A 20382-nucleotide genomic window follows, 5' to 3' on the forward strand; every position below is an offset into this window, starting at 1 on the left:
GCCTTTTCAGTATGTTATCGCGCCTTTTAGCTGAAAATGCGTGCTTTCACTGTTTTGTAAAGAAACACTGGAATTTGTCAATTTGTTATCTAAGGTTAACTTGACCGCTTACGCCCGGGGATCGGGGCCAGGATTAAGATGACAATTTATGAGTGATAACAAAAATCAGCCGTCTGTACACGCGGCACAAAACCCACATCAGCCAGAAGAATCGAACGTCAATTCATCAAATAATAATGAGCCGGAACGTAAACGACCAGGTAAAAAGCCGTTGGTTATCCTGGTAATTGTTGCCGTGATCATGCTGCTGGTGATTTTCTGGTTCTGGTTTAGCAATCGCAACATTGAAACCACCGATGATGCCTTTACCGAAGGCAATGCCGTCACCATCGCACCGAAAGCCGCAGGTTATGTGGTGAATCTGTTGGTACGAGATAACCAGCGGGTGAAGAAAGGCGATTTGCTGGTTGAGATTGATCCGCGTGATAACGTGGCACAACGCGATCAGGCGAAAGCCCAACTCGGGCTGGCGCAAGCGCAGCTGCATCAGGCGCAGGCGCAACTGGCGTTGTCCCGCGTACAATATCCGGCACAGCGCGACCAGGCATTAGCCGATCAAGCGAAAGCACAGGCGAATTTGCTTAATGCCCAAGCCGATTATCGCCGGCAACATGCGGTCGATCCGCGCGCCACCTCACAGCGCAATATTGACAGCGCGACGGTGCAATTACGCTCCGCCGAAGCACAGTTGCTTAGCGCGAAGGCGCAGGTTGAGGTGGCATCGCAGGTGCAATTGCAGCTTCGTGCCCAGGAAACCAATGTCGAAGCGCGTCAACAGCAGGTTGAGCAGGCGCAGGCGCAACTGAATACCGCCGAACTGAATCTGTCTTACACCCAGGTACGTGCGCCATACGAGGGCTTCGTCACCAAACGTAATGTCCATATCGGTTCACTGGTGCAGGCGGGAACTGCGTTGTTCTCGCTGGTTTCGCCCGATATCTGGATTACCGCCAACTTTAAAGAGTCGCAACTGGAGCGGATGAATCCGGGCGATAAAGTGGAAATCAGTGTTGATGCCTGGCCGAGCCTCAAGCTGGAAGGGCATGTGGACAGTATCCAGATGGGGACCGGTTCGCGCTTCTCCACCTTCCCGGCAGAGAATGCAACCGGTAACTATGTGAAAATCGTCCAGCGTGTGCCGGTGAAAATTGTCATCGATAAAGGTCTTGATGCCAACCATCCATTGCCGCTGGGACTGTCAGTTGAACCGAAGGTGACTGTGGAATGAGTGCGAGCCAGAGCTGGAAACCCGCCAGCAATCCCTGGCTGGTGGCGATCACGGTAACGTTGGCGGTGTTTATGGAGATCCTTGACACCACCATCGTGAACGTCGCGCTGCCACATATCGCCGGATCGCTCTCCTCCAGTTATGACGAATCCACCTGGGTGCTGACGTCATACCTGGTGGCGAACGGCATCGTCCTGCCTATTTCGGCCTTCTTTACCCGCCTGTTTGGTCGCAAACAGTTTTTCCTGATTTGTATCGTGATGTTCACCGTCTGTTCATTTCTATGCGGCATTGCGACGGAGCTGTGGCAAATCATTCTGTTTCGCGTGATGCAGGGATTTTTCGGCGGTGGTCTGCAACCAACGCAGCAATCGGTGCTGCTCGACTATTTCAAACCGGAAGATCGCGGCAAGGCATTTGGCCTCTCCTCGATTGCGATTATTGTGGCACCGGTGATTGGTCCCACGTTGGGCGGTTGGATCACCGACAACTACAGCTGGCGCTGGGTATTCTTTATCAACATCCCGGTCGGGATTCTGACGGTGCTGGCAATTTACCAGTTACTGGAAGATCCGCCGTGGGAAAGCAAATGGGAAAAAGGCCGCCTGAAGATTGATTACATCGGTATCGGGCTGATCACCCTTGGGCTGGGATGTTTGCAGGTGATGCTGGACCGTGGTGAAGATGCCGACTGGTTCGCTTCCCACTTTATTCGCCTGTTTGCCGGGTTGGCGGTGGTGGGGATTGTTGGTGCCGTTTACTGGCTGCTCTACGTGCGTAAGCCGGTGGTGGATCTGACGGTGATGAAGGATCGCAACTTCTGGGTCGCCGGGTTGCTGATGGCGGGTATGGCGATGATTCTGTACGGCAGTTCGGTGGTGTTGCCGCAGTTGGCGCAGCAGGATCTGGGTTATACCGCCACCTGGTCTGGCCTGGTGCTGTCGCCCGGCGCGGTGCTGATTGTGCTGACCATCCCGCTGGTGCTGAAGCTGATGCCCATTGTGCAGACACGTTACATCATCGCCTTTGGTTTCAGTTGCCTGGCGCTGGCGTTCTGCTATTCCACCCGCCTGACGCCGAATGTCGATTTCACCACCCTGGTATTGATGCGCAGTGCCCAGTCGATTGGCCTTGGCTTCCTGTTTGTGCCGCTGACCACTATTGCGTTTATCACCGTACCGCAGCGCTTAAACGCTGATGCAGCTGCGTTATTTACCATGTTCCGTAACGTGGCGGGATCAATCGGTATCTCGCTGTCAACGGCGGCGATCACCGAGCGAATGCAGACGCAGTCGGCCAATATGGTGCACAACATGACGCCGCTCAATGAGCCATTTAACCTCACATTGCAGCACTGGGCGCAGGCGATCCGTGATTACACCACGGCGGTGGGCGATCCGCTGCAAATTGCCAGCGGTCAGCTTTACCAGGAGATGATCGCCCAGTCACGCATCCTTGCCTATATCGATGTCTTTATGGGGCTGAGCATTGTGGCAGTACTGTTGATTCCTTTTTGCTGGTTGCTTTCGCCGATTAAGAGTGAAGGCAGTGCAGGAGCCCATTAAAATGAACAAGTTCGTGCGCAGCGCGCCGTCACGGAGTGCTATCTCGCTCGCGCTATTGTTGGCCGGGTGTGCGGTGGGGCCAGATTATCAGCCACCCCATGCACAAACGCCTGCCAGCTACCGTGATCTCCCCTCGGAGGAAGCGTCAAAACCGTTGTCAGCAGCGACCAACCCGCTATGGTGGAAAAGTTTTAACGATCCGTTGCTCGACAGTCTGATCACCCGTGCGATAGCCGATAACCTGACGCTGCAACAGGCGGTGCTGCGCATTGCCGGGGCGCGTGAGCAGCTGGCGCAGGCGAGTGGCGGACTGTTTCCGACGCTGAGCGGTTCGGCCAAAATGACCCGTCAGCAGCTTGGGTTAAAGGGGTTGCTGGAATCGAACGGTGTATATAATCAGGTCGATAGCGATGTGGCGGATCAGCTCAATGGTTTGACGCATTCGGTGAATTTGTATCAGGGAAGCTTCGATGCCAGTTGGGAACTGGATCTTTGGGGCAAAGTGCGACGTCAGATCGAGATGGCCAATGCGCAGCAGCAGGCGGCGATTGAGCAGCGTAACGATGCACTGGTTTCGCTGCAAGCTGAAGTGGCGCGAGCGTATCTGCAACTGCGCGGTGCGCAGGCGGTGCTGCAAACTTTGCAGGAGCAGATTACCGTCGCGCAACAAACCTCAGAACTGACCCAGAGCCAGCAGCGCAACGGTATGGCACCGCTGACTGATGTTGAGAACGCCCGTGCGCAGTTGTCATCCCTTAACGCGCAGTTGCCGCAATATCAGGCGCAGGAGCGCCAGGCGATGAATGGGCTGGCGGTGCTGTTGGGGAAAACCCCTGGCGCGCTGGACAGTGAACTGGCGAGCGTAAAACCGCTGCCTGCGTTACCGAAACTGGTATCAGTGGGTATTCCTTCCACGCTGGCACGACGTCGACCGGACATTCGTCAGGCGGAAGCCACGCTGCACGCGCAAACCGCCAATATTGGTGTGTCGGTGGCAGAGCTGTTCCCCAGCTTGTCACTGACCGGACAGCTTGGCGTGCGTAACACCGACGCCAGCTATCTGGACAACTGGAGCAGCCACTTTTATAGCATTGGCCCGTCACTTTCGATCCCGATCTTTCAGGGCGGGCAACTGGTGTCCAGCGTGAAACTGGCGCGCGCGCAGCAGGCCAATGCGGCGCTTGAGTATCGTCAGACGGTACTCACGGCGTTACAGGACGTGGAAAACGCGCTGGTCAGTTATCGTGCTGATCAACAGCAGGTGACGGCGTTGGATGAAACCACCGGGGCGCTACAACGGGCTTTTGATCTCGCGACTGACAGCTATCGCCAGGGGATCTCCACCTTCCTCGACGTGCTGGATGCACAACGTCAGCTGGCGCAGGCGCAGGCGCAATCCACTCAGACGCGGATGCAAACGGCTTTAGACCTGGTGGCGTTGTATAAAGCGCTCGGTGGTGGCTGGGAACCGTATCAGACGGTCAATCTGCCTGACTACGCGGTATTTGGTCCGGCAACTGAAGTCAAATAATCTGTCAGGGCCGCAGCGGGTACAGTTGCGGCTCACGATGTTGACTCCCGCGTATTCTTTATTTTCCTGAGCGTAAATTCCGTGACCTCTCTGACTTTACCCGCCAACGGCCAGAACATTATTTGTCCGGCTGTTTGTCATGATGAGCAACAACAACCGGCAAGACGAAAGCCATAAAGAAAAGTCGCTGAACATGCCGATGAAAATGTGATACAGGCCGGTGAAATACCGGCCTTTTTTATGTTTGTTTGCGTAAAAATGTGACTTAACCTGGTTATGCTATAAATAAGCATTGCATAGCTAAAAACATGTTTTCATCAGTCCATTAATCTTTGTTTACCTTTGTGCTCACTTCTACCGCAGAGACAATATCCTCTGAAAATCGATGCAGGATTTCGCTGAGGGTACAAGTTGTCGGTGTTAATTTGGGGTAAATAAAGCGGCCCGCCTGGTTTAATCAACTGCGTGATCATTATCGTTATCCCTTAAGAATTATCCGCGATGTAAAATTAATTTATTTTTTTATTTGAATTGGGTAATCTTGCCACTACAGTTTATTTAAACCCCCTTAAGCAAGGACATTGTGATGAGTGACGTATTCTTTAAAGTTCTGAACAACATTCGCACATTACGTGCACAGGCTCGCGATCTGCCACTGACTGACCTGGAAGAGATTCTGGAAAAATTAACTGTGGTCGTCACCGAGCGTCGTGAAGAAGTACAAGCGGAAGAAGCGCAGAATCGCGAAAAAGAAGAGAAGCTGTCTAAATACCGCGAAATGTTGCTGGCTGACGGTATTGATCCGAACGAATTACTGGGTGCGCTGGAAACCGGTAAAAAACGCGCCAAGCGTGCGCCGCGTCCGGCAAAATATTCTTACACTGATGAAAACGGTGAAGAGAAGTCATGGACTGGTCAGGGCCGTACTCCTGCTGCGATTAAAAAAGCACTGGATGCTGGCAAAAGCCTCGACAGCTTCCTGATCAAATAATCTGCACAATCCTTGTAAGCGGGAGCCGAAGGTGACATCACCTTCGGCTTTTTTTATGGGGTAATAAACAACGGCTTGTTGTACCTGGCCCGCACAATGGTGGCATCCCGGTGCCTGCTTCTGGCATAATGCCCGCTGTTTTTTCCTCCACTGCGTAACAAAGGTCAATGCCGTGTTAGTTTCCAGCAATATCACCATGCAGTTCGGCAGTAAGCCGCTGTTTGAGAATATCTCCGTTAAATTTGGCGGCGGTAATCGTTACGGTTTAATCGGTGCAAACGGCAGCGGTAAATCGACCTTCATGAAAATACTGGGCGGTGACCTGGTGCCAAGCGCGGGAAATGTTTCCCTCGACCCGAATGAACGTATCGGTAAGTTGCGTCAGGACCAGTTTGCGTTTGAGCAATATAGCGTGCTCGATACCGTGATTATGGGGCACCATGAATTATGGGCCGTCAAGCAGGAACGTGACCGCATATATGCCTTGCCGGAAATGAGCGAAGAGGAAGGCTATAAAGTTGCTGACCTCGAAGTGCAATACGGTGAAATGGATGGTTACAGTGCTGAATCCCGCGCAGGGGAATTATTACTGGGTGTAGGTATCCCGGTAGAACAACATTACGGACCGATGAGCGAAATTGCGCCCGGCTGGAAATTACGTGTGTTGCTGGCGCAGGCATTATTTGCCAACCCGGATATTCTGTTACTCGATGAACCGACCAACAACCTGGATATTGACACCATTCGCTGGCTGGAGCAGGTACTGAACGAACGTAACAGCACCATGATCATCATTTCGCATGACCGTCATTTCCTGAATATGGTTTGCACGCATATGGCGGATTTGGATTACGGCGAGCTGCGCGTTTATCCGGGTAACTATGACGAATATATGACCGCAGCCACCCAGGCGCGTGAGCGTTTATTAGCAGATAATGCGAAAAAGAAAGCGCAAATTGCCGACCTGCAATCTTTTGTCAGCCGTTTTAGCGCTAACGCCTCAAAATCGCGTCAGGCAACCTCGCGTGCTAAACAGATTGAGAAAATCAAACTGGATGAAGTGAAAGCGTCCAGCCGTCAGAACCCCTTTATTCGTTTTGAACAGGATAAGAAACTGTTCCGCAATGCGCTGGAAGTGGAAGCCATCACCAAAGGTTTCGATAACGGCCCGTTATTTAAAAATCTGAACTTGCTGCTGGAAGTCGGAGAAAAAATGGCGGTGTTGGGTGCCAACGGTATTGGTAAAACCACCTTGCTGAAAACGCTGGTAGGCGAGCTGACACCGGAAAATGGTACGGTTAAATGGTCCGAGAATGCGCGCATTGGTTATTACGCGCAGGATCACGCGACAGATTTTGCCGACGACCTGACGGTGTTCGACTGGATGAGCCAGTGGAAACAGGAAGGGGACGACGAGCAGGCAGTGCGTAGCATTCTTGGTCGTCTGCTGTTTAGCCAGGACGATATCAAGAAGCCAGCTAAAGTTCTGTCCGGTGGTGAGAAGGGCCGTATGTTGTTTGGTAAGCTGATGATGCAGAAACCGAACATCCTGATTATGGACGAACCGACCAACCACCTCGATATGGAATCCATCGAATCGCTGAACATGGCGCTGGAGATGTACGAAGGCACGCTGATTTTCGTCTCGCATGACCGTGAGTTTGTCAGCTCGCTGGCAACCCGTGTGCTGGAAATCAAAGGCGATCGCGTGGTGGACTTCACCGGCAACTACGAAGATTATCTGCGTAGCCAGGGGATTGTGTAAAAACAGCGTAGCGGCGCGATTTATCGCGCCGCATTGAGTTGGTACGGTTGTTTATTTCCCCCCGCACACCTCACAATGCGCATCCTGCGCCACTTTCATCGTGCGGAACTCGGCGCTCAAGGCATCGTACATCAGCAACCGTGAGCTGGCTGGGGTGCCAAAGGCCGTCAAAACTTTAAGGGTTTCCATCGCCTGCATGGCCCCCATAACCCCAACTAACGGAGCCATCACACCGGCTTCAACGCAGCTCAGCGCCTGCTCGCCAAACAAACGGCTGATGCAACGATAACAGGGCGTATCCGGCTGCCAGGTAAATACGCTGAGCTGGCCTTCCATGCGAATCGCGGCAGCAGAAATCAACGGTACCTTGTGTTGCCAGCACCAGCGGTTGATCTGTTCACGCGTATGGACGTTATCCGTGCAATCCAGTACCGCATCATGACGGGCAATCAGGGTGCCCAGTGCCGTATCCTCAAGCTGCGCATTGAGGGTTTCTAACTGGCAATGGGGATTGATCGCTGCCAGCTGCTGTGCAGCAGAATCCACTTTCGCCATACCAATCGTACTGTCACGATGCAGGATTTGCCGTTGCAGGTTACTGAGCGCGACGGTATCGAAATCCAGCAAGGTCAGTTGCCCCACGCCCGCTGCGGCCAGATAAGGTGCGGCGGCACAACCCAGCCCGCCAAGCCCAACGACCAGAACACGCGCGGCTTTTAGTTTTTCCTGCCCGTCAAAATCGAAGCCACGCAACACGATTTGCCGGTTGTAGCGCAGCATCTCTTCATCGCTTAACTCCGCGTGCATTTATCCCTCCAGCAGGCTGTTGAAGGGTTCAACGTCGACCCATTCACCGACTTCCACGTTACCGCGTTCACGCTCCAGCACGATAAAACAGTTCGCCAGTGCAAAGGAACTGAACACATGTGAACCCTGCGGCCCGGTGCTGCGAACTTCCAGCATCCCGTCTGCGCCACGGCTGAAGATACCGCGTTGGAAATCGAGGCGTCCCGGTGATTTTTTCAGACGCTGAGTGGCTTTGGCGCGCAAACGTGCCGGTATCAACGGCGCTTGCTGGCCGGTGAGGGTACCGAGCAACGGCTGAACCAGTTGATAGAAGGTCACTGCCGCCGATACCGGGTTGCCCGGCAGGCCGCAGAACCAACTGTTGGCGAGTCGACCAAAGGCAAAAGGTTTACCGGGCTTGATCGCCAGTTTCCAGAAGGTGATGGCCCCCAGCTCCTCCAGCATGGCTTTGGTAAAGTCGGCTTCACCGACCGATACACCGCCCGTGCTGATCACCACATCGGCCTGGCGATCTGCTTCACTGAATGCCTGACGCAATGCCACAGGATCGTCGCCAATCACGCCAAGGTCGATCACTTCGCAACCAAGGCGGTTTAGCATCAACGACACGGTGAAGCGATTGGTATCGTAGATCTGTCCTGCTGCCAGTGGTTGTCCCACCGCCTGTAATTCATCGCCGGTGGAGAAAATCGCCACCCGCAATTTACGCAGCACGCTGACCTGGGCGATGCCCAAAGAGGCCAATAGCGGCAGCTCAGCGGCACCGAGACGCACACCGGCGTCCAGTACCTGTTTGCCCGCCTGAATATCTTCACCACTGCGGCGGATATGCTGCCCGGCGTTGACCGGTGCGGTGATGACAATCCCACCGTCACGTTGTTCGGTTTCTTCCTGCATCACCACCGCTTCACAGCCTGCGGGGACCGGCGCGCCGGTCATGATGCGGATAACCGTTCCCAGCGGCCATTCGCCGTTGAAAGGTCCACCGGCAAAGGCTTTGCCCGCGACAGACAACACGCGATCCGGTGCAACATCGGCGAGGCGTACCGCATAACCGTCCATCGCGGCATTATCGAAGGGGGGGACATCCAGCGGTGATAACACCGGCTGGGCGGTGATACGCCCGGCGGCTTCGAATAACGATACCTGTAATGAATCGGTAATCGGGGTGAGTTGCGCCAGCATTTTTTGCTGGGCGTCTTCGAGGGAGATTAAGCCCGCAGTAAAAGGTTCCATGTCCATATCAGCCTGGTTATATCAGATGCTGCCTATTATGGCAGGCAAATGCCTGCCGCCGCATTATTACGGCAAATGTTTTATCAGCACATCAATGTTTAACCGGTTGATGTATTCCATGGAATTGGAGGTGAGGACCCCCATAAAGCGGTTATGGTGTCCGACAATCACTAAATCGATATGTTTTTCGGCAATGCATTTTTCGACGTCTTTAAAGCGGCGCAACGTAACCAGCTCATGGCATTTAACCGGCAGACTTACGCTGGCGGAGAGCTTGCTCATCAGCGCCTTCGCCCGAATTACATCCTCCGACACCACATCGTTCATCAGGCTGTCCGACACATAATTCATTTCCCGGTAATCATCGCTGATATGGGCGAGGGTGACTGTCATCGCCAGTTCTTCAGCCAGCGTCACGGCGTGGTTCAACAGCAATGCGCCATCCTGATTTCCCTGAACCAGCACCAGGGCATGGTTATAACTGTTCATGGCTTGCTCCGGCATGATCTTTGCTGTGAGTATAGTGTTTCGCCCCTGCTAAACCGGGCACTGCTCACGCTTTTGTCAAACTTAAAGGCATAAACCACAATAAAAGGTTATGACCCGGCAGCACAGTTTCTGCTTTACAAGGCGGGATGGCCTTTCTATATTCGAAAGTTGCCAAAAAATAATGAAAACCATTCTAAATCAGTGTTTTTGGTTCTGATTCCTTGACAGGGTAACGGGTATGACTAAAGCAGTTATCGCCATTCACGGCGGCGCGGGTGCCATCACTCGCGCGGCGATGAGCGCCGAAAAAGAGCAATATTATCGTCAGCAACTGGCGGCGATTGTCGCCGCTGGTCAGCAAATTCTGGCCGATGGCGGCAGCGCGATGGACGCGGTGACCGAGGCCGTGCGCTTGCTGGAGGAGTGTCCGTTGTTTAACGCCGGTAAAGGGGCGGTGTTTACCCATCAGGGTACGCATGAACTGGATGCCAGTATTATGGATGGCCGTACGCTGGAAGTGGGCGCGGTCGCCGGGGTTAACCATATCCGTAACCCGGTACTGGCGGCGCGCACAGTGCTGGAGGTCAGCCCGCATGTGCTGTTTATCGGTGCCGGTGCGGAAGCCTTTGCCACCCAGCAGGGGCTGGAGATGGTTGAGGCAGACTTTTTCTCCACCCCTGAACGCTGGGAGCAGCTGCAACGCGCGCTCGGCAGCGATCAGGCGGTGCTGGATCATGACGGTGCGGCGCAAAGCCACAGCGATGACCCACTCGATCCTGATCGTAAATTTGGTACGGTCGGTGCAGTGGCACTGGATTTACATGGCAATCTGGCCGCTGCCACCTCAACCGGCGGCATGACCAACAAACAGGCGGGACGCGTGGGCGATTCACCGTTGGTCGGTGCCGGGTGCTACGCCAACAACGATTCGGTCGCGGTTTCCTGTACCGGCACTGGCGAGGTGTTTATCCGCACTCTCGCCGCTTACGACGTGGCGGCACAAATGCGTTATGCCGGTCGCACGCTGCAACAGGCCAGCGCCAATGTAATTCACGATAAAGTCCAGGAACTGGATGGCAGCGGTGGGCTGATTGCCGTTGACCGTGATGGCAATGTGGCGCTGCCGTTTAACAGTGAAGGAATGTACCGCGGATTCGCTTATGTGGGCGGCGAAGTTGAGGTAGCCATTTACCGCGATAGCTAAAGGAGCAGGCATGACGGATCGGCAACGGCAATTAACGCCAGACCAGGTTCTGGCGGTACGGGATCTGAACGTACGTTTCCAGCATGAAGGACGTATTACCGAAGCGGTGCGCCAGCTCTCGCTTGATCTGCATCGTGGTGAAACCCTGGCGCTGGTGGGGGAGTCCGGTTCGGGTAAATCGGTCACTTCGCTGGCGTTGATGCGGCTGATCCAGCAGGCGGGTGGGGAAGTCAGCGGTGAAATCACCCTGCGACGGCGTAATGGCGAGTTGCTGGATGTGATGCGGGCTCCTGCCAGCCAGATGCGACGCGTACGCGGTGCAGATATGGCGATGATCTTCCAGGAGCCGATGACCTCGCTGAATCCGGTGTTCACCGTCGGTGAGCAAATCGCCGAATCGATCCGTCTGCATCAGGGCAAAAGCCATCAACAGGCGTTGGCTGAAGCGCGCCATATGCTCGATCTGGTGCGCATCCCCGAAGCGCAAAATGTCTTGTCGCGCTATCCGCATCAACTTTCCGGAGGCATGCGTCAGCGCGTAATGATCGCTATGGCGCTCTCCTGTAAACCCGCTCTGCTGATCGCCGACGAACCCACGACCGCGCTGGATGTCACCATTCAGGCACAAATCCTGCAATTGATCCGCGTGCTGCAAAAAGAGATGCAGATGGGGGTGATTTTTATCACCCACGATATGGGCGTGGTGGCGGAAATGGCCGACCGGGTGCAGGTAATGTATCGCGGCGATGTGGTTGAACGTGCGCCAGTGCAGCAACTGTTTAACCAGCCACAGCAACCCTACACCCGGGCACTGCTCTCCGCCGTGCCTAAACTGGGGGCGATGAATGGACAACCGCTTCCGGCAAAATTTCCGCTTATCCACCGTGATGGTCGCGAAGAAGCCCAGACGCCGCAGGATACGGTGCGTGTTGACCGCCCGCCGGTGCTACAGGTACGCGATCTGGTTACGCGTTTCGATATCCGCAGCGGTTTACTCAATCGGGTAAAACGTCGCGTCCATGCGGTGGAGAAGGTCAGTTTTGATCTTTATGCCGGTGAAACGCTCGCCCTGGTGGGGGAGTCCGGCTGCGGTAAGTCGACCACCGGTCGTTCTCTGCTACGCTTAGTCGCCAGTCAGGGCGGCACCATTACTTTTGACGGGCAACGCATTGATGCGCTCGAGGGACGGGCGCTGGCGGCCTTGCGTCGTGATATTCAGTTTATCTTTCAGGACCCTTACGCCTCGCTCGACCCGCGTTTGACGGTGGGTTTCTCCATCATGGAGCCGCTGCTGGTGCATCAGACGATGAACCGCCGCCAGGCCGAGCAACGTGTCGCCTGGCTGCTGGAGCGCGTCGGGTTGTTGCCGGAACATGCCCAACGTTATCCGCATGAATTTTCCGGTGGTCAGCGTCAGCGTATCTGCATTGCGCGCGCGCTGGCGCTGAACCCCAAAGTGGTGATTGCTGATGAGTCGGTCTCGGCGCTGGATGTGTCGATTCAGGCGCAAATCATCAATCTGATGCTCGATTTGCAGCGCGAATTTGGCATCGCGTTTCTGTTTATCTCGCACGATATGGCGGTAGTGGAACGCATCAGCCATCGTGTGGCGGTGATGTATCTTGGACAGATCGTGGAGATGGGGCCACGCCAGGCGGTGTTTGAGCAACCGCGCCATCCCTATACCAAAAAACTGATGGCGGCAGTGCCGGTGGCCGATCCGGCACACCGGCGTCGTGAACGGGCGTTGCTGGTGGATGAAATCCCCAGCCCGATACGTCCGTTGGGCGATGAGCCGGAAGTCGCGCCATTGATTGAGGTGGCACCGGGGCATTTTGTCGCCCGCCATGCCATCAGCGGCACCTGAACAGCAGCAACTCATCCGCGTCACCGGCTGGTGTGCGCAAAGACAGGGACTACAGGAGAACGATAACGATGCACCATATTATGCGTAAAGGGGTTATCACTGCCGGGTTGTTAAGTTCGGCGTTGGCGCTACCGGCCTGGGCGGCGAAAGATGCGGTGATTGCCGTGGCTTCAACATTTACCACCCTCGATCCTTACGATGCTAACGACACCTTGTCGCAGGCGGTGGCGAAGTCCTTCTATCAGGGATTGTTCGGCTTCGACAAAGATATGAAGCTGACCAACGTGTTGGCTGAAAGCTATCAAACCAGCAGCGATGGCCTGACTTACACCATCAAACTGCGTCCCAATGTGAAGTTTCAGGATGGCACCGACTTCAATGCGGAGGCGGTGAAGGTCAACCTCGATCGCGCCAGCAACCCGGATAATCACCTCAAGCGTTACAACCTGTTTAAATACGTCGCCAGCACCGAGGTGGTCGATCCGTTGACGGTCAAAATCACCCTGAAGCAGCCGTTCTCGGCCTTTATCAATAACCTGGCTCATCCGGCGGCGGTGATGATCTCCCCAGCGGCGCTGAAAAAATATGGCAAGGATATTGGTTTCCATCCGGTGGGAACCGGGCCGTTTGAATTTGTCACCTGGAACCAGACTGACTTCGTCAAAGTGAAGAAGTGGGATGGCTACTGGAAAAAGGGCTATCCAAAGCTCGACAGCATTACCTGGCGTCCGGTGGTGGATAACAACACCCGCGCGGCGATGTTGCAGACCGGCGAAGCCACTTTTGCTTTCCCGGTGCCGTTTGAACAGGCCAAACTGCTGGAAAAAAACAGCAAGCTCGATGTGGTCACGACCCCGTCGATTATGCAGCGCTATATCAGCCTGAACGTGACACAAAAGCCATTCGACAATCCGAAGGTGCGTGAGGCGCTGGAGTATGCCATCAACCGCCAGGCGTTGGCGAAGGTGGCGTTTGCCGGTTATGCCACGCCCGCCACGGGCATTGTGCCGCCAGCCATCGATTTTGCGCAGAAGTATCCCGCCATTGCTTACAATCCGGCCAAAGCGCGTGAACTGCTGAAAGAGGCGGGTTACCCGAATGGTTTTGAAACCACCTTGTGGTCATCACATAACCACAGCACCGCGCAGAAGGTGTTGCAGTTCACCCAGCAACAGTTGGCGCAGGTTGGAGTTAAAGTGAAGGTGTTGGCGATGGATGCCGGCCAGCGTGCGGCGGAAGTGGAAAGCAAAGGCCAGAAAGAGAGCGGCGTGCGCATGTTCTATACCGGCTGGTCAGCCTCGACCGGTGAAGCCGACTGGGCGCTGACGCCGCTGTTTGCCACCAGCTCATGGCCGCCAGCGATCTTCAATACCGCGTTTTACAGCAATCCCCAGGTTGATAAAGATCTGGCCGATGCGCTGAAAACCACCGATCGCGACCAGAAAGCCAAACTGTATAAAGATGCACAGGATCGCATCTGGAACGACCATCCGTGGATCCCGCTGGTGGTGGAGCAACTGCTGTCTGCCAGTAACAAAAACCTGAGCGGTTTTTACGTCATGCCTGATACCTCATTTAACTTTGATGAGGCCGACCTGAAGTAACCCTGAGGGGCAGCCCGCGTGGCTGCTCCTCACCGTGCAGGACTTCGCATGCTGAATTATTTTCTCAAACGATTACTGGGACTGATTCCCACGCTGCTGATTGTGGCGGTGCTGGTGTTCCTGTTTGTACATCTGTTGCCGGGCGATCCGGCACGCTTGATTGCCGGGTCCGATGCCGATGCGCAGGTCGTCGCGCTGGTGCGTCAGGAACTGGGCCTTGATCAGCCATTGATCCAGCAGTTCTGGCATTTCATCTGGAATGCGGTGCAGGGGGATTTTGGTCAGTCGATGGTGTCGAAACGTCCGGTTTCCGAAGAGATCGCCACGCGTTTTTTTCCGACACTGTGGCTGACATTAAGCAGCATGATCTGGGCGGTGCTGTTTGGCATGGTGATTGGCATCGTCTCTGCGGTATGGCGTAACCGCTGGCCGGATCGACTGGGTATGACGCTGGCGGTGTCGGGGATCTCTTTTCCGGCGTTTGCCCTCGGTATGCTGCTGATGCAAATTTTTTCCGTGGATTTAGGCTGGTTGCCGACCGTGGGTGCCGACAGCTGGCAGCATTACATTCTGCCCTCCATCACCCTCGGCGCGGCGGTTGCGGCGGTGATGGCACGCTTTACCCGTGCATCGTTCGTGGAGGTGATGCAGGAGGATTATATGCGCACCGCGCGGGCCAAAGGGGTGCGGGAAACGCTGGTGGTGGTCAAACACGGGCTACGCAATGCCATGATTCCAGTGGTCACCATGATGGGGCTGCAATTTGGCTTTTTGCTCGGCGGTTCGATCGTAGTGGAAGTGGTGTTTAACTGGCCCGGTCTGGGCCGTCTGCTGGTGGATTCGGTGGAGATGCGTGATTACCCGGTGATTCAGGCCGAGGTGCTGCTGTTCTCGCTGGAGTTCATTCTGATTAACCTGATTGTCGATATGTTGTACGCGGCGATCAACCCGGCTATTCGCTACAGGTAAGGAGTCGCAATGAAAAACTGGCGACGCGAGGCGGCACTGAAAATCATGCCGACGATGACGGAAAACCGGGTGCGCACCCCCTGGCGCGAGTTCTGGCGACGCTTTCGTCGCCAGCATGTGGCGCTGCTGGCGGGGGCGTTTGTGTTGTTGCTGATCGTGGTGGCCTTTATCGCCCCCTGGATCGCGCCCTTTGATGCCGAAAACTATTTCGATTATGACCGCCTGAATGAAGGCCCGTCGCTGATGCACTGGTTTGGGGTTGACTCCCTCGGACGCGATATTTTTAGCCGTGTGTTGGTCGGCACGCGCATTTCCTTAATTGCCGGTTTCTTTTCGGTAGCGATAGGGACGGTGATCGGTACCTTATTAGGTTTGCTGGCAGGCTACTACGAAGGTTGGTGGGATCGTATCACCATGCGCGTCTGCGACGTGTTGTTTGCCTTTCCGGGCATTCTGCTGGCGATTGCTGTGGTGGCGATTATGGGCAGCGGCATGAGTAACGTGATTGTCGCGGTGGCGATTTTCAGTATCCCGGCGTTTGCGCGTTTGGTGCGGGGTAACACCCTGGTGCTCAAACATCAGACTTATATTGAATCGGCCCGCAGCATCGGTGCCTCGGACTGGACCATCATTATGCGCCATATCCTGCCGGGTACGGTTTCATCGATTGTGGTCTACTTCACCATGCGTATTGGCACCTCGATTATCACGGCCGCCAGCCTGTCGTTTCTTGGCCTGGGTGCGCAGCCGCCCACGCCAGAGTGGGGCGCGATGCTCAATGAAGCACGCGCCGATATGGTGATTGCCCCCCATGTGGCGATTTTCCCCAGCCTCGCCATTTTCCTGACGGTGCTGGCGTTTAATTTGCTGGGCGATGGGCTGCGTGATGCATTGGATCCGAAATTGAAAACCTGAACCAGGTGAGCAACGGCGCGATCTATCGCGCCGTTTTACCTTAAAACGTTTCCCAATTGTCATTGCCGGAGGCAGCAGGGGCCTTCAACGCGCGCGGAGCTACAGCTGGCGCTGACGGACGCACCAGCGCCGCCACCGCCTGACGTGTGCCGGTGTTAAAACGCGCTACCGCCGCAGACAAACGGCTGGCCTGTTGTTCCAGCGATGCCGACGCATTCGCCGATTCCTGCACCAGGGTGGCGTTCTGTTGCGTAACGCGATCCATCTCGTTCACCGCCTGGCCGATTTGGTCGATACCACGGCTCTGCTCATCCGATGCGGAGGCAATCTCACCCATAATATCGGTCACGCGGGTGACGGCGCTGACGATTTCCTGCATGGTATCGCCCGCGCTGCCAACCTGTTGTGAGCCGAGATTGACACGCTGAACCGAGTTTTCAATCAACAGCTTGATCTCTTTCGCTGCCTGGGCACTGCGTTGGGCCAGGTTACGTACTTCACCTGCCACCACCGCAAAACCGCGTCCCTGTTCTCCGGCGCGAGCCGCTTCGACTGCCGCGTTAAGGGCGAGGATATTGGTCTGGAAGGCAATGCCATCAATCACGCTGGTAATATCCGCGATCTTTTTCGAACTGTCGGCGATATCGTGCATGGTTTTCACCACGCCAGCCACCACGTTGCCACCCTTATCGGCGGTATCGGAAGCGGTTCTTGCCAACTGCGTGGCCTGGCGCGCGTTATCGGCGTTTTGTTTCACGGTGGCGGTGAGCTGCTCCATACTGGCGGCGGTCTCCTCCAGTGATGCGGCCTGTTGTTCGGTACGTGAGGAGAGATCGTTATTCCCGGTAGCGATTTCACTGACGCTGCTGAAGATCGCATCAGCGCTGTCACGGACATTGCTGACGGTACTGAGTAGCGCCTGTTGCATATGATTCAGGCTGGCAGCCAGCGCCGCCATTTCACTGCGGCCTTCTACGTGCAGACTGCCGGAAAGATCCCCTTCAGCAAAACGTTCCATCTGTTTTTGCAGTTGCTTCATCGGGGTGAGCAGAATACGGCGTACCAACACCCAGACTGCTGCCAGCATCAGCACCACCACCACGGCCATCACTGCAACCATAGCCAGCACACGTTGCCAGGCGCTTTCGTTTTCCGCGCTGCCTTGTGCCAGCAACTCGACGTTCTGCGCACGCCACTGCTTGTAAGCCTCTTCGAGGTCATCCTGCGCTTGCTGGGCATCAAGATTGCCATACGAAGGGTAATCATTGGCTTTCAGAAAGGTGGCGGATTGTTGCAGCAAATCCGTCATGGCGGTGAATTTTGCCTCAACAAGGGCGGCGGCAGCATCACTCTGGCCTTTGATGCGTGGCAGACTTTTGTACTGGGCAAAGTGCTGCTGCGCTTCATTCAGCGAGACGCCCGCCGCCGTGATCAATTTGTCAATCGCCGCCAGTGAGGCTGCATCGGTCTGCTTTTTCAGGATACGTATGGCGACGCGGTTAATGGTGACGCGGGTTTTTACCAGCGTTTGCCAGCCATCGGCCAGTTCGCGCTGCTGGTGGGATAATTGATCGCTGGTGGTGAAGTTACGCTGACCCGCCATGAGCGAGGTCAGAAACAGCGAGCCGGAAACGACTTGCATGGCTGTAAAGACCACCAGAATCACAATAATGGCGGTCACGACTTTCATTCTTTTAAGCATCCTGAACTCTCTGGGCAAAAGGGGCGTGTACAGAGGTTATCGGTGTAAAAGAAAGGCGCTTTACTGTCGGGGAAAAATAATTTCGGCGGAAAATGATATCCCCCATGACGGGCATGGGGGAGGAGGGATTAAACGCGTGAACCCCAAAGATCGTATTCGTCGGCGTGTTCCACTTTGACGCGCACCACGTCACCGACTTTCACCTGACGATCGCCGTTCAGGTAGACCGCACCATCGATTTCTGGCGCATCGGCCATGCTGCGACCGACCGCTCCTTCTTCATCGACTTCATCGATGATCACCAGAATTTCGCGGCCAATTTTCTCTTGCAGACGTTCAGCCGAGATCTGCTGTTGCAGCTGCATAAAGCGTTCGAAACGTTCCTGCTTCACCTCTTCCGGTACCTGATCCGGCAGCTGGTTGGCGGTCGCGCCTTCAACCGGGCTGTACTGGAAGCAGCCGACACGATCCAGACGCGCTTCTTTCAGGAAGTCGAGCAGCATCTGGAAATCTTCCTCGGTTTCTCCCGGGAAGCCGACGATAAAGGTGGAACGCAGCGTCAGTTCCGGGCAAATTTCACGCCAGCGCTTAATACGCTCCAGCGTACGTTCTACCGCACCCGGGCGCTTCATCAGCTTCAGAATACGCGGGCTGGCGTGTTGCAGCGGAATGTCGAGGTACGGCAGGATCTTACCTTCAGCCATCAGCGGAATGACATCATCCACATGTGGGTAAGGGTAGACGTAGTGCAGGCGCACCCAGACGCCAAGTTTTGCCAGTTGTTCACACAGGCTGACCATGCTGGTCTTCACCGGGGAACCGTTCCAGAATCCGGTACGATGCTTAACATCGACGCCGTAGGCGGAGGTGTCCTGAGAAATGACCAGCAGCTCTTTCACACCGGCTTCCACCAGACGTTTGGCTTCGTCCAGTACCTCGCCAATCGGGCGGCTATCAAGATCGCCACGCATTGACGGGATGATGCAGAAGGTACAGCGATGGTTGCAGCCTTCCGAAATCTTCAGGTAGGCATAGTGGCGCGGCGTCAGCTTCACGCCCTGCTGCGGCACCAGGCTGAGGAACGGGTTGTGCTCTGGCTTCGGCACATAGTGATGAACGTGTGACAGCACCTGCTCGTAGCTGTGGGGACCGGTGATTTCCAACACCTTCGGGTGCACTTCGCGGATTTGATCCACTTTGGCACCAAGGCAGCCGGTGACGATCACTTTCCCGTTCTCGTTCAACGCTTCACCAATCGCTTCCAGGGATTCCTGCACGGCGCTGTCGATAAATCCACAGGTGTTAACAATGACGATCTCCGCGTCATCATAGCGTGGTACCACGTCATAACCTTCGGTACGCAGTTCCGTCAGGATACGTTCCGAGTCAACGAGGTTTTTTGGGCAGCCGAGTGAGACAAAGCCCACGCGTGGAGGATTGGTGACATGGCTCATAAGAATAAAAATTCATCATAATTAGTGTGGATAGGGGGGCGATTGTACAGGTGTCCGCGGGGAAATTGTATAGTCTGTTTTAAAGCCGCAACATGCTCAGGGTTGTCTTCACCGGGTGATTTTGCTTAAATGCCCGGTTGGTGCCTGTAAGCTATTATCGATACAAGAAAAAATTATGCAGCGCTGACGGTGAAATTGCTCACTGCCAGGGCAGAAGTGGATAATGTGAGAGCAGAGAAATGAAAGAGATCATCAAAGGTTTTCTGAGTTTTCAACAGAATGTGTTTCCTGAAAGGAAGGATCTTTTCAAAAGCCTGGCGTCCAACCAAAATCCTAAAGCCCTGTTCATCTCCTGCTCAGACAGCCGTCTGGTGCCGGAACTGGTGACACAGCAGGAGCCGGGTCAACTGTTCGTTATCCGTAATGCGGGCAATATTGTGCCGTCATTCGGACCTGAGCCAGGCGGTGTATCCGCCACCATCGAATATGCCGTGGTGGCGCTGGGCGTGAGCGAAATCATCATTTGCGGCCACTCCAACTGTGGCGCGATGAAAGCCATTGCCGAGTGCTCCTGCATGGATACCATGCCTGCGGTGGAACACTGGCTGCGTTATGCAGATGCTGCGCGCGCCGTCGTAGAGAACAAAAAGTACGACACGCCGGAAATCAAGCTTACTGAGATGGTGAAAGAGAACGTTATCGCCCAGCTCCACAATATCAAAACACATCCTTCTGTCGCGGTAGCGCTGCGTAAAGGTTCGCTGCGTCTGCACGGGTGGGTTTATGATATTGAGAGCGGCAAAATCATGGCGCTGACTAAAGGCGGCGATGAGTTTGTTTCCCTGTCCGATAACCCGGAAACCTGCTTCGAATAAGCCCCAGACCGCCTGTGTTGCGTCAGTAACCCAGGCGGTTGCTATTCACATTTCTTCAATTTTTCTTACTGCTCGTTACTGCTCAAACTAAGCTTGAAAAGCCATTTCTACTCATAAGGG

Annotated in this window: 16 protein-coding genes; 11 read left to right on the plus strand and 5 right to left on the minus strand. The window is 55.0% G+C overall.

The window, feature by feature from the left end:
* The first annotated feature begins 148 nt into the window (after window positions 1–148).
* From CTZ24_RS06470 to CTZ24_RS06490, 5 genes are all read left to right on the plus strand, one after another.
* Window positions 149–1288, plus strand: coding sequence for an HlyD family secretion protein (locus CTZ24_RS06470; RefSeq protein ID WP_208725097.1), 1140 nt, complete (start codon window positions 149–151; stop codon window positions 1286–1288).
* Window positions 1285–2853: a DHA2 family efflux MFS transporter permease subunit gene (locus tag CTZ24_RS06475; protein ID WP_208725098.1), complete on the plus strand. Its 1569-nt coding sequence runs from the start codon at window positions 1285–1287 to the stop codon at window positions 2851–2853. Before CTZ24_RS06470 ends, CTZ24_RS06475 begins: the two co-directional genes overlap by 4 nt.
* A 1-nt stretch (window position 2854) precedes the next feature.
* Complete coding sequence (locus CTZ24_RS06480; RefSeq protein ID WP_208725099.1) at window positions 2855–4384, plus strand: efflux transporter outer membrane subunit; 1530 nt, start codon at window positions 2855–2857, stop codon at window positions 4382–4384.
* A gap of 586 nt (window positions 4385–4970) precedes the next feature.
* Window positions 4971–5375, plus strand: a complete 405-nt coding sequence (locus CTZ24_RS06485) for an H-NS family histone-like protein (RefSeq protein ID WP_021182542.1) — start codon at window positions 4971–4973, stop codon at window positions 5373–5375.
* Window positions 5376–5547: 172 nt separating this feature from the next.
* The gene (locus tag CTZ24_RS06490) at window positions 5548–7140 is read left to right on the plus strand and encodes an ABC-F family ATPase (protein ID WP_021182543.1); all 1593 of its coding nucleotides are present in this window, start codon (window positions 5548–5550) and stop codon (window positions 7138–7140) included.
* Window positions 7141–7191: 51 nt separating this feature from the next.
* Here the strand turns inward: CTZ24_RS06490 and moeB are convergent, their stop codons facing one another.
* From moeB to CTZ24_RS06505, 3 genes are all read right to left on the minus strand, one after another.
* Complete coding sequence (moeB, locus tag CTZ24_RS06495; protein ID WP_208725100.1) at window positions 7192–7947, minus strand: molybdopterin-synthase adenylyltransferase MoeB; 756 nt, start codon at window positions 7945–7947, stop codon at window positions 7192–7194.
* Window positions 7948–9183, minus strand: coding sequence for a molybdopterin molybdotransferase MoeA (moeA, locus tag CTZ24_RS06500; RefSeq protein ID WP_302474905.1), 1236 nt, complete (start codon window positions 9181–9183; stop codon window positions 7948–7950).
* A gap of 66 nt (window positions 9184–9249) precedes the next feature.
* Entirely contained in the window at window positions 9250–9672 is a 423-nt protein-coding gene (locus CTZ24_RS06505; RefSeq protein ID WP_021182546.1) for a universal stress protein, read from the minus strand.
* Window positions 9673–9910: 238 nt separating this feature from the next.
* Between CTZ24_RS06505 and CTZ24_RS06510 the strand changes: the two genes are divergently transcribed.
* The 5 genes from CTZ24_RS06510 to gsiD all read left to right on the plus strand — a co-directional run bounded on the left by CTZ24_RS06510 (window position 9911) and on the right by gsiD (window position 16231).
* Window positions 9911–10876 carry an isoaspartyl peptidase/L-asparaginase family protein gene (locus tag CTZ24_RS06510; RefSeq protein ID WP_208725102.1) on the plus strand — a complete coding sequence of 322 codons (966 nt, stop codon included), beginning with the start codon at window positions 9911–9913 and terminating at the stop codon, window positions 10874–10876.
* A 10-nt stretch (window positions 10877–10886) separates the two neighbouring features.
* The gene (gsiA, locus tag CTZ24_RS06515) at window positions 10887–12743 is read left to right on the plus strand and encodes a glutathione ABC transporter ATP-binding protein GsiA (RefSeq protein WP_208725103.1); all 1857 of its coding nucleotides are present in this window, start codon (window positions 10887–10889) and stop codon (window positions 12741–12743) included.
* A gap of 68 nt (window positions 12744–12811) precedes the next feature.
* Complete coding sequence (gsiB, locus tag CTZ24_RS06520; protein WP_208725104.1) at window positions 12812–14347, plus strand: glutathione ABC transporter substrate-binding protein GsiB; 1536 nt, start codon at window positions 12812–12814, stop codon at window positions 14345–14347.
* A gap of 48 nt (window positions 14348–14395) precedes the next feature.
* Window positions 14396–15316, plus strand: coding sequence for a glutathione ABC transporter permease GsiC (gene gsiC / locus CTZ24_RS06525; RefSeq protein ID WP_021182550.1), 921 nt, complete (start codon window positions 14396–14398; stop codon window positions 15314–15316).
* A gap of 9 nt (window positions 15317–15325) precedes the next feature.
* On the plus strand, window positions 15326–16231 hold the full coding sequence (gene gsiD, locus CTZ24_RS06530; protein WP_021182551.1) for a glutathione ABC transporter permease GsiD: 906 nt from the start codon (window positions 15326–15328) through the stop codon (window positions 16229–16231).
* Window positions 16232–16271: 40 nt separating this feature from the next.
* Here the strand turns inward: gsiD and CTZ24_RS06535 are convergent, their stop codons facing one another.
* Window positions 16272–17933 (minus strand): methyl-accepting chemotaxis protein, encoded by a 1662-nt coding sequence (locus CTZ24_RS06535; protein WP_208725105.1) that lies wholly within the window; start codon window positions 17931–17933, stop codon window positions 16272–16274.
* Between the two features lie 128 nt (window positions 17934–18061).
* Complete coding sequence (rimO, locus tag CTZ24_RS06540; protein ID WP_021182553.1) at window positions 18062–19387, minus strand: 30S ribosomal protein S12 methylthiotransferase RimO; 1326 nt, start codon at window positions 19385–19387, stop codon at window positions 18062–18064.
* Window positions 19388–19626: 239 nt separating this feature from the next.
* On the opposite strand from rimO, the gene CTZ24_RS06545 reads away from it, so the two are divergent.
* A complete protein-coding gene (locus tag CTZ24_RS06545; protein ID WP_208725106.1) occupies window positions 19627–20262 on the plus strand; it encodes a carbonic anhydrase in 636 nt (211 codons plus the stop codon).
* Window positions 20263–20382 lie beyond the last annotated feature (120 nt).

Source organism: Pantoea phytobeneficialis (assembly GCF_009728735.1).
GTDB classification, from domain to species: Bacteria; Pseudomonadota; Gammaproteobacteria; order Enterobacterales; family Enterobacteriaceae; genus Pantoea; species Pantoea phytobeneficialis.